This is a genomic window from Devosia alba, assembly GCF_039938915.1.
GTDB lineage: Bacteria > Pseudomonadota > Alphaproteobacteria > Rhizobiales > Devosiaceae > Devosia > Devosia alba.
Genome location: NZ_JBDUUI010000004.1, coordinates 58,252 through 70,591, shown reverse-complemented (window position 1 = coordinate 70,591; position 12,340 = coordinate 58,252). Strand labels below are relative to the sequence as shown.

11 protein-coding genes are annotated in these 12,340 nt (G+C 63.2%); 9 read left to right on the top strand and 2 right to left on the bottom strand.

From position 1 onward, the window contains the following. Positions 1 to 194: 194 nt before the first annotated feature. The 5 genes from ABFY71_RS07485 to ABFY71_RS07465 all read left to right on the top strand — a co-directional run bounded on the left by ABFY71_RS07485 (position 195) and on the right by ABFY71_RS07465 (position 7,344). Positions 195 to 2,492, top strand: coding sequence for a Tex family protein (locus ABFY71_RS07485; RefSeq protein ID WP_347945391.1), 2,298 nt, complete (start codon positions 195 to 197; stop codon positions 2,490 to 2,492). A gap of 382 nt (positions 2,493 to 2,874) precedes the next feature. Continuing rightward, positions 2,875 to 3,537: a TetR/AcrR family transcriptional regulator gene (locus ABFY71_RS07480; RefSeq protein WP_347945390.1), complete on the top strand. Its 663-nt coding sequence runs from the start codon at positions 2,875 to 2,877 to the stop codon at positions 3,535 to 3,537. A 32-nt stretch (positions 3,538 to 3,569) separates the two neighbouring features. After that, positions 3,570 to 4,502, top strand: coding sequence for a TAXI family TRAP transporter solute-binding subunit (locus ABFY71_RS07475; protein WP_305579895.1), 933 nt, complete (start codon positions 3,570 to 3,572; stop codon positions 4,500 to 4,502). 21 nt (positions 4,503 to 4,523) lie between these two features. Beyond that, positions 4,524 to 6,473, top strand: coding sequence for a TRAP transporter permease (locus tag ABFY71_RS07470; RefSeq protein ID WP_347945389.1), 1,950 nt, complete (start codon positions 4,524 to 4,526; stop codon positions 6,471 to 6,473). Between the two features lie 4 nt (positions 6,474 to 6,477). Next, on the top strand, positions 6,478 to 7,344 hold the full coding sequence (locus ABFY71_RS07465) for an amidohydrolase family protein (RefSeq protein ID WP_347945388.1): 867 nt from the start codon (positions 6,478 to 6,480) through the stop codon (positions 7,342 to 7,344). A 19-nt stretch (positions 7,345 to 7,363) separates the two neighbouring features. On the opposite strand, the gene ABFY71_RS07460 is transcribed toward ABFY71_RS07465, so the two are convergent. Together ABFY71_RS07460 and ABFY71_RS07455 are read right to left on the bottom strand one after the other, a co-directional pair. Further along, complete coding sequence (locus ABFY71_RS07460) at positions 7,364 to 8,542, bottom strand: LysR family transcriptional regulator (protein ID WP_347945387.1); 1,179 nt, start codon at positions 8,540 to 8,542, stop codon at positions 7,364 to 7,366. Next, a complete protein-coding gene (locus tag ABFY71_RS07455) occupies positions 8,539 to 8,697 on the bottom strand; it encodes a hypothetical protein (RefSeq protein ID WP_347945386.1) in 159 nt (52 codons plus the stop codon). The genes ABFY71_RS07460 and ABFY71_RS07455 overlap by 4 nt, the downstream gene beginning before the upstream one ends. A gap of 166 nt (positions 8,698 to 8,863) precedes the next feature. On the opposite strand from ABFY71_RS07455, the gene ABFY71_RS07450 reads away from it, so the two are divergent. Genes ABFY71_RS07450 through ABFY71_RS07435 form a run of 4 tightly spaced genes read left to right on the top strand, consistent with a single transcriptional unit; the run spans position 8,864 to position 12,288 of the window. Next, positions 8,864 to 9,604 carry a PIG-L deacetylase family protein gene (locus ABFY71_RS07450; protein WP_305579904.1) on the top strand — a complete coding sequence of 247 codons (741 nt, stop codon included), beginning with the start codon at positions 8,864 to 8,866 and terminating at the stop codon, positions 9,602 to 9,604. Further along, positions 9,604 to 10,572: a VOC family protein gene (locus tag ABFY71_RS07445; RefSeq protein WP_347945385.1), complete on the top strand. Its 969-nt coding sequence runs from the start codon at positions 9,604 to 9,606 to the stop codon at positions 10,570 to 10,572. The genes ABFY71_RS07450 and ABFY71_RS07445 overlap by 1 nt, the downstream gene beginning before the upstream one ends. Next, positions 10,569 to 11,240 carry a 4-carboxy-4-hydroxy-2-oxoadipate aldolase/oxaloacetate decarboxylase gene (locus tag ABFY71_RS07440; protein WP_347945384.1) on the top strand — a complete coding sequence of 224 codons (672 nt, stop codon included), beginning with the start codon at positions 10,569 to 10,571 and terminating at the stop codon, positions 11,238 to 11,240. The genes ABFY71_RS07445 and ABFY71_RS07440 overlap by 4 nt, the downstream gene beginning before the upstream one ends. Next, the gene (locus ABFY71_RS07435) at positions 11,233 to 12,288 is read left to right on the top strand and encodes a 4-oxalomesaconate tautomerase (protein WP_347945383.1); all 1,056 of its coding nucleotides are present in this window, start codon (positions 11,233 to 11,235) and stop codon (positions 12,286 to 12,288) included. The genes ABFY71_RS07440 and ABFY71_RS07435 overlap by 8 nt, the downstream gene beginning before the upstream one ends. Positions 12,289 to 12,340 lie beyond the last annotated feature (52 nt).

Here is a 12,340-nt window from a genome sequence, read left to right as displayed (position 1 = left end):
AGCGCGGCGCTGTCATGCTGGCGCCGGCCGACCGGCTGGGCGCCGACAAGGCGGCGACCGGTGATCGCGGGGCGAACGAGGCGCCGGGGCCTTGGCCGCCGCCATTCACACAGTTGAGGAAATCGTGGCGTGGCGGGTGTGAGCCTGGGCCTGGGGCGACTATGGTCGCGCCAGCCGAACCGCAAAGAAGATCCATGTCCCAGCTCGACACCCGCATTGCCGCCCAGATCGCCACCGAAGTCGCGGCCCGACCCGAACAGGTGCGCGCCGCCGTGGAGCTGCTCGATGGCGGCGCCACGGTGCCGTTCATTGCGCGCTATCGCAAGGAAGTGACCGGCGGGCTGGACGATACGCAATTGCGCCTGCTGGCCGAGCGATTGACCTATCTGCGCGAATTGGAGGCTCGCCGCGCCGCCATCCTCAAATCCATCGATGAGCAGGGCAAGCTGACCCCCGAGCTCACCGCTGCCGCGGCCGGTGCCGTCACCAAGGCCGAGCTCGAAGACCTCTATCTGCCGTTCAAGCCCAAACGCCGCACCAAGGCCGAGATCGCCCGCGAGCGCGGCCTGGGTCCGCTGGCCACGGCGATCCTGGCCAATCGCAGCGCCGATCCCCTGCATCTGGCCGCCGCCTATGTTACCGAGGAGGTGCCCGGCACCAAGGAAGCGCTCGAGGGCGCCCGCGATATCGTTGTCGAGGGCCTGTCGGAAAATGCCCCTTTGCTCGGGCGCCTGCGCGCCCATATGCGCGACAAGGCCATGCTCCGTGCCAAGGTACTCAAGGGCAAGGAGGAGGGCGGCGCCAAGTTCTCCGACTATTTCGACCATGCCGAACGCTGGAACAAGGTGGCCGGCCACCGCGCACTGGCGATGATGCGCGGCCGGGACGAGGGCTTTCTTAGTCTCGACATCGAGGTGGACGCCGACGTCATCGACCCGGTCAAACCAGCCGAGCGATTTGTTGCGGCGGCGCTCCAGGCCCAGGGCAATGGTGCGGCAGACCAGTGGCTGCGCGAGGTTGCCGGCTGGGCCTGGCGGACGCGCCTGCGCGTTTCGCTCTCCATCGATCTCATGGTCGAATTGCGCGAACGCGCCGAAGTGGAAGCCATCGCCGTCTTCGCCCGCAATCTCAAGGACTTGCTGCTGGCGGCACCGGCTGGCGCCCGCGCCACCATGGGGCTCGATCCCGGCATCCGCACCGGCGTCAAGGTCGCCGTCATCGACGCCACCGGCAAGGTGCTCGCCACCGATACTGTCTATCCCTTCCAGCCCCGCAACGATGTCATGGGCGCCCAGGCGGCGATCACCGCGCTGGTCAAGCAGCACGGCGTGCAGCTTATCGCCATCGGCAATGGCACCGGCAGCCGCGAGACTGAAAAGCTGGTGGCCGATCTCATCGAGCGCCTGCCGGGAGCAAAACCGACCAAGGTCATCGTCTCGGAGGCCGGCGCCTCGGTCTACTCGGCCTCGGCGCTGGCCGCCGCCGAATTCCCCGACCTCGACGTCTCGCTGCGCGGCGCTGTCTCCATAGCCCGCCGCCTGCAGGATCCGCTGGCGGAACTGGTCAAGATCGAGCCCAAGGCGATCGGCGTCGGTCAGTATCAGCACGATATTGATCAGTATCGCCTCAGCCGCTCGCTCGACGCGGTGGTCGAGGACGCGGTGAACGCGGTGGGCGTTGACCTCAACACCGCCTCGGCCCCGCTGCTGGCGCGCATTTCCGGCCTTGGCCCATCGGTCGCCGAAGCCATCGTCACCCACCGCGACGCCAATGGCCCATTCCGCTCACGCAAGGCCCTGCTCGAGGTGCCGCGCCTGGGGCAGCGCACCTTTGAGCAGAGCGCCGGCTTTCTGCGCATCACCGATGGCGCCGAGCCGCTGGATGCCTCCTCGGTGCATCCGGAAGCCTATGGCGTGGCCCGCCGCATCATCGCCGCCTGCGGCCGCGACCTGCGCAGCCTGATGGCCGACAAATCGGCACTGGCCGGTCTCGATCCAAAGGGCTTTGTCGATGACCGCTTCGGTCTGCCTACGGTACGAGACATCTTTGCCGAACTGGAAAAGCCCGGCCGCGACCCGCGCCCTGCCTTCAAGACAGCGACCTTTGCCGAAGGCGTGGACGACATCAAACACCTCAAACCCGGCATGATGCTGGAAGGCACCGTCACCAATGTTGCCGCCTTTGGCGCCTTCGTCGATATCGGCGTCCATCAGGATGGGCTGGTGCACGTGTCCCAGCTGGCCGACAAATTCGTCAAGGACCCCCACGAGGTCGTCAAGGCGGGCGACGTGGTCAGGGTCAGGGTTGTCGAGGTCGACGTCCCACGCCAGCGCATCGGCCTCACCATGCGCCGGGAAGTTGACAATACAGCCCCGCGCGAACGGCCCCGCGATCAGCCCCTGCGGGCCAATCAGCGCCCACAACAAGAAGCGCCTCGCAGCACCGGCGCGCTGGGCGATCGGCTGAACGAAGCAATGCGCAAAAAGCAGTAGATCGCTCGATACAGCACACAATTGGCGTTCTGCAGTCTGGCGATTTGTGAGGCTCTCCTCCCGCGGTCCTCATGCCGGCTGCCTTCATGAAGCCAAGCCAGTTCGGATTCGAACGGGGTGCGTACACTCGAGCTGCGCTTTTGTGAGCGGCGCCGGCGCTTCGGTAACGACCCACGACTCGTCGCGGGCGCTTCCTGCAGATCAATCAGCTGCGCCACCCATTGAGCAAGGACGGGTCGGAATCGCTCGCAATGACGCACGCCGGAATGGAAAGCCGTCTGGCCGACAATGACCATTGGCTGGCGCTGGGCAGCAGTTGACTCTCTATTTGTACGAACGTACAAGAAATATGAACACTCGTACAAAACGGGGGGGGGAGGATATGTCCAAGGCAAGTGTGCGCGAAGCGCTTCTGGCGTCGGCGATCAAGCTGTTCTCCTCGAACGGCTACAGTGCCGTATCGCTGCGTGAGATCGCCAAGGCGGCTGGCGCAAATGTCGGCAGCCTCACCTATCATTTCGGCTCAAAGGCAGCTTTGCTGCGCGAAATCTACCAGCGCCATACCGTGCCCATGAATAGCCGTCGCCTGGAACTGCTGGGCGAGGCGAGACGCGTGCACGATGCAGATGATCGTCTGAATGCGGTTCTGCGCGCCTATGTAGTGCCGGCATTCTCCTCATCGTCAGATCATGACGGTGGCGGTGCCGAATTCACCCGCATGCGCGCCGTTCTGTCGGCCGAGGGCAATAGTGATGCCCGCGAGATCATCGCCGGGGCCTTCGACAGCACCAGCCACGCCTTTCTCGAGGCGATCGGCGACTGCCTGCCGGGCGCGTCCAAGGCCGATCTGGTCTGGCGCAGCCACTTCCTGCTTGGTGCCCTCTACTACGCCCTCGTCAATCCCGAGCGCGTCACCCGTCTGTCGGGTGGCACGGTCGATGGAGCCGACCGCGAACTCGCTGTCGAGCAGATTGTGGAAGCCAGCTTTGCCAGCTTCCGCGCGCTTTCTGCCGAACCCGTGTTGCGGCCTACAGAAATGGCATGACGCCATTGTTTTTTTACTCAAGGGAGAAGACTGTGAAACTTTCGAAACTGATCATCTGCGCTGGTCTGGCGCTAGGGTTGGCGGGAACGCCGGCACTTGCCCAGGAGCGCATTTCCATCGGCACTGGTGGCACTGGTGGCCTGTTTTACATCATCGGCGCCGGCATGGCCGAGATGCTCAACCAGAACATGCCTGATGCTTTTGCCCGCGCAGAAGTCACGGGCGCCTCGGTGGAAAACATCCGCCGCGCTGCGGCAGGTCAGATGACCATGGGCTTCTCCTCGTCCTCTACGCTGTACGAAGCCAGCGTCGGCCAGGGCCCGTTTGAAGAAGCCTTGCCCGTCGCGGCCATGGCCTATCTCTATCCAGCAGTGCTGCAGATCGCCACCACGGCCGATACCGGCATCCAGACCATGGTTGATCTCGCCGGCAAACGCATCAATCTGGGACCGCCGGGTTCAAACTCTGCCGTTCTCGGCCAGCGTCTGCTGGAAGCCCACGGCGTTTTCGATCCGGCCAATGTCCAGTTCATTTCCTACAATGAAGGCACCACGGCGCTGATGAATGGCACGCTCGACGCCACCGTCGTGCTGGCCGGTGCGCCGACCGCCGCCCTTATCGATCTGGGTGCGCAGCGCGAGATGCACCTGATCCCCATCGACGCCGACGCGGCTGCACCGATGATCGTGGACTACCCATTCTATCAGTACTACGAAATCCCCGCCGGCACCTATGCTGGCCAGGATGAGGCCGTACTGGCCATCAACGATCCGGCCACGATCTTCACCGTCGCTGACGCCGATGAGGAAACGATCTACCAGATCACCAAGGCCATTTTCGACAACCTCGATGAGTTGGGCGCTATCCATCCTCAGGCGGCCGATATCGCTCTCGCCACGGCGACCAACACGCCGATCCAGCTCCACCCCGGCGCGCAGCGCTATTTTGACGAGGCCGGCCGGTAGGTCGGACCAGCAATGGCCATAATGTCTGAAGCTCTCGACAAACTCCTCTTGCGCGGCGGGCATGGTAAGGGCCGAGGAGCGATCATCGTATCGCTCCTCTATGCCCTGCTGGCTGTTGCGATCACGGCGCTCGTGATTTATGGCGCTTTTTTTGGCGGTATCACCGCTCTGCTGTTGCGCTCCATGTTCTATTCGCTGGTTGCTGCCGCAGGCCTGATGGTCGTCGGCCTGTCAGCCCGCTCGCGGATATCGCGGGTGCTCTGCTATATTCTGGCTGCCATCGCCCTCGTACCGGGCCCCTATCTTTGGTACTCCTATCTCGACGTCATCCAGCGTGGCGCGCTCTCCACCTGGATGGACGAAATCATGTTTCTCGCGCTGTGCGCGGTGACCTTCGTGCTGGTGCGCAAAACCCTGGGTTGGGCGCTGCTTGTGCTGTCCACACTCGCCATCGGCTATGCGCTGTTCGGTTATCTCATTCCGGGCAAATATGGCCATGGCGGCTACGATCTGGCGCGCCTCTCCTCGACGCTGTTCCTCTCCACCGAAGGCTTTTACGGTGTGCCGATGGGCGTCGCGGTCGAGTATATCTTCCTGTTCACCCTGTTGGGTACGCTGCTGATGAAAATCGGCACTGGTGAGATTTTCGTCGATATCGCCCGTGGCCTGACGGGCCGTGTCCAGGGCGGACCAGGGCTTTCCGCGGCCCTGTCCAGCACCTTGTTCGGTACCATCAATGGTAGCGCCGTCGCCAATGTGGTGACGACGGGAACCTTCACGATTCCGCTGATGAAGCGGGTCGGCTACTCCCCGGTAACGGCGGGCGCCATTGAGGCTGCCGCCTCGTCGGCGGGGCAGATCCTGCCCCCGATCATGGGCGCTGCGGCCTTCCTGATGGCCGAAATCGTCGGCGTACCCTATTCTCAGATCGCCTTGGCGGCGCTGGTTCCGGGCCTGCTCTACGTGCTGGCATTGATGATCGCCATCCGCCTTGAAGCCGGCAAACTCAATCTGGAACGCGACACCGCTGGCGGCGTCGCGTTCTTGCTGGAAGCGTTGAAGACCCGGGGCTATCTGCTGCTGCCGCTGGTGGGCATGATTGCGCTGTTGTTCGCAGGCACGACACCAACCCGCGCGGCGGTCTATTGTATCGTGCTGGCGCTGGCCATCAGCCCTTGGCACAAGCAGACAAGGGCGAGCCTGATCGACCTGGTACAGGTCTGCCGGGACACGCTGGTCTCCACCATGCCCATCATTGCAGCAGTCGCAGCAGCCGGCGTGGTGATCGGTGTGCTCAATCTCACCGGCGTCGGGCTCATGCTGTCCAGCCTGATCGTCGAAGTTGGCGCCGGCAATATCTGGGCCATCCTGCTCCTGACGGCGCTGGCCTCCTTTGTGCTGGGCATGGGCTTGCCAACCTCGGCCGCCTATCTGCTCCTGGCTGTCCTGGTAGCCCCGGCCTTGACGCGATTGGGCATGCCCGCAATCTCGGCCCATATGTTCATTTTCTACTATGGACTGGTTTCGGCCATCACCCCGCCGGTGGCGCTGGCGGCATATGCTGCAGCCGGCATTTCAGGCGCCGATGCCAATGCGACCGCAGTGGAATCGATCCGGCTGGGCTTTGTGAAGCTGCTGATCCCGTTTCTGTTTTTCACCATGCCGGGCATTCTGATGGTCGGCAGTGGCGTGCAGATTGGCTTGGCCATCGTGCTGGCGACCCTCAGTACGATGGGCCTGACCCTGGCGTTCTCGGGCTGGCTCGTGCGGCCTCTCAGCTGGCCGGAACGCGGCATCTTGGTCCTGGGAGCCTTGCTGACCGTCTGGCCAACTGCCGTTGATGCCGTTGACCTTGCTACCTTGTCCGCGCGAGCCGTCGGCATAGTGCTGCTGATCCTCACGACGCTGCGCTTGAGCGTGGCGACGCCTGCTGCGGCCCAGCCGCTATCACACGAACCGACGAGCATCTGACTCCATGAACCTGCCTTTCCACCCCAATCCCAAAAAGCCCGATCTCGTGCTGCCCAAGGGCGCCTGCGATGCCCATTGTCACGTCTTTGGGCCTGCAGCTGTGTTTCCCTTCGCCCCGACCAGCACCTATCAGCCCGAGGACGCCCCAAAGGAAAAACTCTTTGCCCTGCATCGCCATCTGGGCATTGATCGTTCCGTTATCGTGCAGGCCAGCTGCCACGGCAGCGACAATGCGGCCATGGTCGACGCGCTGATTGCGGGCAAGGGCAATTATCGTGGAATCGCCATGGTTGATGCGACGGTTTCCGATCAGGAACTGGGGCGCCTGCATGATGCGGGCGTCCGCGGCGTCCGCTTCAACTTCGTCACCCACCTTGGCGAGGCCGCCGACAAGGATATGGTGCGGGCCATGGTGAAGCGTATCGCTCCGCTTGGCTGGCACATTGTGGTGCATTTCGATGCGCATCGGCTGGAAGAGTTGGCGCCCTTCCTCAAGGAACTCGAACTGCCCATGGTCATCGACCATATGGGTCGTATCGATGCCAGCGCCGGACCCGAGCAACTGGCCTTCCGCCTGCTGCTTGAGCTGATGGAAGATGAGCGCTTCTGGGTGAAGGTCTGTGGCTCCGAGCGTATCTCGCGCGCCGGCCCGCCCTTCCACGACGCAGCCGAATATGGTCGCCTGCTGGTTGAGCGCTTTCCGACCCGGGTGCTGTGGGGCACCGATTGGCCCCATCCCAATATCAAGGCGAATATGCCCGACGATGGCGAACTGGTCGATCTGCTCAAGATCATCGCCCCGTCGCCCGAAAGCCTCCAGGCACTGCTGGTCGACAATCCGACGCGGCTCTACTGGCCCGAGCAGATCTAGCGCATCTGGCTGATGATGCTCAGGGGCCGAGGTCAGCCACCGTGGCTCGAAGCGCCTGCAGAAACTCGTCCTGGGCCCGCGTCGGGGTCCAGCCGGCGCGAACGGTCAGGCCAATCGAGCGCGATGTATCCCCAAGCCGCAGCGGCAGGCGCGCAACGGCACCCAGCTTGATGTCCGATTCAATCTGCAGCCCTGAAATGAACCCCAGGTGATCAGAGATTTGCAGCAATTCGCGCATCAGCACCATTGAGCCCGTTTCAATCAGGCTGATCGGTCTGGTGCTGCTGCCGGGTGCGAACAGTTGGTTGAATTGCTGCCGGGTGGGCGTGCCTTCAACCGCAACCACCCAGGGATAGGCAGCCAGTTGGGCGAGTTGCACACTCGGCTGGGTCAGCAACGGGTGATGACGCCCGCAGACAACCACCAGTTCGTCGTCAAACAGCGCTTGCTGGACAATGTCGCCGATCGGCGCAGGATCGCGCATGGCGCCGATCAGGAAATCCACCTCACCGCGTCGCAAGCCGGTGATCAGATCGGCATAGGGGCCATCGAGTGCCTGGATCGGCAAGGTTGGGCGCTGTTGCCGGAAGCGGGCAATGGCACGCGGCAAGATCAGCGAACGCGAGAGCGGCATGGCCCCGACGACAATGCGGCCGACTTCGCGGCCCAGCAATTCGCCGAGATCTGCCTCGCCCTGATCAAGTTCGGCAAAGGCCAGCTGGGCAGCCCGGGTCAGCAGTTCCGCCGCCCGGGTGGCGATCATGCCGTGCGCGGTACGTTCGAAAAGCGACCGGCCGATTTCCTGCTCAAGGTCGGTGATGGCCCGATGCACGGTGGGCTGGGCCAGGCCGAGCCGTCGGGCGGCCAGCGTGAAATTCTCGGTCTCGGTGACCGCAATCAGTGCCGTCAGTTGCGCCGCGGTGGCGGTGATGCGCAGGCGTGGGGCCAATTCCGCAAGCGCTGGATCGAGCAGGCGAAAGGCGGTGCGGACGCGCAGTGCCAGCACCGTACCGGCTGGAGTGGCGAACAGACCATGGCTGGTGCGCTGGAACAGCTCGGCTTCGGCCTGCCGCTCCAGCTTGCGAATGGCCTGGGTCACCGCCGGTTGGGATACGTGACACATCGCCGAAGCGCGTGTGATGGAGCCGGTATCGAAGACCGCCAGAAAAGCGCGCAGATGGCGCAGATTGGCTCTCATGAACTTGCGGCCAATAGGGCATCGAGTGCCGGGTGGGCATGCTGCGCGTTGACGCCATCGGAGTATGGTGCGCGCGACGGTAATTGCCAGCCCTGCGTGGAGGCCCGGCTGGCCGCGCCAATACCGGCCAGCGCAATCGATCCAGCGGTCACCATCTGCATATCCTTGGCTGCATAGGGGGGAGGGGCCTCGCCAGCGTACAGGTCCCACCGTCAAACGTAAATCGCTATAGCCTATACTTATGGCTGGTCCGAGATTTGGATTTGGTTTTCTCGATGCTGCGATGCGACATTCAACCAGCTTAAGCATCAGGAGAGTGAGTTGACCCAGTCCAAAGCCAAGACCGCACTTGTCATCAGCGCCCATGCCGCCGACTTCGTCTGGCGCTGCGGTGGGGCCATCGCCCAACATGCGGCCCGGGGCTATGAGGTCACCGTCGTCTGCCTGTCATTTGGCGAGCGGGGCGAGTCTGCCAAGCTGTGGAAGCAGCCCGACATGACCCTCGAAAAAGTCAAATCGGCCCGACGCGGAGAAGCTGAACGGGCGGCAGAAAAACTGGGTGTGCATGATCTGGTCAGCATGGATCTGGGCGACTACCCGCTGCGCCTGAACGATGACGACAAGTATCGCCTGGTCGATATCATTCGCGCCGTGCAGCCGGCCTTCATGCTCAGCCACTCGCAATATGATCCCTACAATACCGATCACATGTACGCTACGCAGGTCGCCCTTGAGACCCGCATGATTGCCCAGGCCTGGGGTCACAAACCCGGCGAGAAGGTGCTCGGCGCGCCACAGCTTTATCTGTTCGAGCCGCACCAGACCGAGCAGATGGGGTGGAAGCCCGATGTGTTTCTCGACGTTACGGACGTCTGGGACAAGAAGCGCGCCGCCATCGAATGCATGGAAGGCCAGGAACACCTTTGGGAGTTCTATACCCGGGTCGCCCAGAACCGGGCCAACCACTTCCAGCGCAACTCGGGCGGACAGTCGGGCGGCCGCGCTTCAAAATATGCCGAAGGCTTCCAGTCGATCTTTCCCCGCACCGTGGATGAGCTCTGATGGAACCCTGCTTTGATATAGCCCATCTCGGGCATGTCGAGATGTTCACCGACAAGTTCGATGAAAGCCTCGACTTCTTCACCCGCGTCTATGGCCTGACCGTGTCGGGCCAGGACGAAAATTCGGCCTATCTGCGCGCCTGGGACGATTATGAGTTCCACACGCTCAAGCTGACGCGCCATCATACCACCGGCGTCGGTCACATCGCCTATCGCGCCAGCTCGCAGGCAGCGCTGGACCGCCGGGTGGCTGCCATCGAAGCGAGCGACTTCAAGGTGCTCGGCTGGGTCGATGGCGATCTCGGTTACGGTCGGGCCTTCCGCTTTGAAGACCCGTCCGGACATGTGTTCGAAATCTACTGGGACACCAAGCGCTATGTCGCGCCGGAAGCCGAGCGCCCCAAGCTGAAGAACCTGGCGCAACGCTATCACGGTCGCGGTGCCGCGCCCCGTCGGCTGGATCATCTCAACCTTCTGGCCGCCGATGTTTCCGAGTTCCGCCGCTTCATGGAAACCTGTCTGGGCGCCCGCGTGACCGAGATGATCCAGCTCGACAATGGCCGGATTGGCGGCTGCTGGTTCACGGTCAACAACAAGACCTATGATCTGGCCTGCACCGAAGAGCATGGCGGCGGGCAGGGCCGGCTGCACCACGTCACCTATGCCACCGACACGCGCGAGGATATCTTACGGGCCGCCGACATCTTTCTGGAAAACGGCGTGCATATCGAAACCGGGCCGCACAAGCATGCCATTCAAGGCACGTTCTTCCTCTATGTCTGGGAGCCGGCCGGCAACCGCGTGGAACTTGCCAATGCCGGCGCCCGCCTGATTTTGGCGCCCGACTGGCAGACGGTCGTCTGGACCGAAACCGAGCGCAAAAAAGGCCAGGCCTGGGGCCTGAAAACCATCGAGAGCTTCCATACGCACGGCACCCCACCGGTGGCCAAAAAGGAGAATGAACAATGAGTATTGTTGTTCAGACCATCGCGCGCGCAACTGCGGCGACCATTGACGGGCTGGCTGCGGCGGGTGTTGCCACCGTGCACGAGGCGCAGGGGCGCAAGGGCATGCTGGGAAGCCATATGCGGCCCATCTATGCCGGTGCCCAGATTGCCGGTTCTGCCGTCACCATTTCGGCCCCGCCGGGCGACAACTGGATGCTCCATGTGGCCATCGAGCAATTGGCGGCAGGCGACATTCTGGTACTGGCGCCAACTTCACCCTGCGACAATGGCTATTTTGGCGATCTGCTCGCGACCTCGGCCATGGCGCGGGGCTGTCGCGGACTGATCATTGACGCCGGCGTCCGTGACATCCGCGACCTGACCCGCATGGGCTTTCCGGTGTGGTCCAAGGCGATTTCAGCGCAGGGCACGGTCAAGGAAACCCCCGGCTCGGTCAATGTGCCGATTGTCTGCGCCGGCGCACTGGTTGAGGCAAGTGACGTCATCGTGGCCGATGACGATGGTGTTGTCGTGGTGAAGCGCGACGAAGCCGAAGCGGTTCTGGCAGCGGCCAATAAGCGGCTGGCCAATGAAGAGAGCAAGCGCCAGCGTCTGGCCGCCGGTGAACTGGGGCTCGATATCTATGGCATGCGCGAAACGCTGGCGGCCAAGGGGCTGAAATATGTCTGAGGGCGGCATCCCCTGCCTGTGGATGCGGGGCGGCACGTCCAAAGGCGCCTATTTTCTGGCCAGCGACCTGCCGTCCGAGCCGACCAGCCGCGACGCGCTGCTGCTGGCCATTATGGGCAGCCCTGATCCGCGTCAGATCGACGGCATTGGTGGCGCTGATCCATTGACCTCCAAAGTGGCGATCCTGTCGCCATCGACCCGACCGGACGCCGATATCGACTATTTGTTCCTGCAGGTATTTGTCGACCAGGCGCTGGTTTCGGGCGCGCAGGGTTGCGGCAATATCCTGGCCGGCGTTGGCCCTGCGGCGATCGAGCGGGGTCTGGTGCCGGTTGCGGGTGATATTACCCCGGTTCGCATCCACATGGTCAATTCCGGTGAAGTGGCGGTCGCGCAAATCCAGACCCCCAATGGCCGCGTCAATTATGCGGGCGATGCGCGCATTGATGGCGTTCCCGGCACGCATGCCGCGATCCCCCTGCTGTTTCAGAACATTGCCGGCGCCATGTGTGGTGCCCTGCTGCCCACTGGCCGGGCGAGCGACGTCATCGACGGCGTGAACTGCACCTTGATTGATAATGGCATGCCTTGCGTCATCATGCGGGCCAGCGATTTTGGCCTGTCGGGGCAAGAAACTCGTGAGGCAATCGAAGCCGACACCGCGCTCAAGGCCCGGATCGAGGCGATCCGGCTGGCGGTGGGGCCGCTCATGAACCTGGGCGATGTGAGCGAGGCTTCGGTTCCCAAGATGACACTGGTTTCGCCCGCTGTCGCGGGGGGCGCCATCAATACCCGCAGCTTCATTCCCCATCGGGTGCACGCTTCTGTCGGGGTGCTGGCCGCCGTAACGGTCGCCACGGCCTGCCTGATTGAAGGCAGCGTCGCCCAACCATTATCGGTCATTCCGGCGGATGGCCGCTTTCAGATCGAGCACCCCACCGGGGCCATGGAGGTATTTCTTGAAATGGCCGAGGACGGCGGCGTCAAGGCGGCCGGCACCATCCGCACCGCGCGCAAACTGTTCGAAGGGGTGGTCTATCCCCGCTGAAACCATGCTGCATCAGCGCCAGGAACAGTCCCGGCGCAACGAAAATAGAACT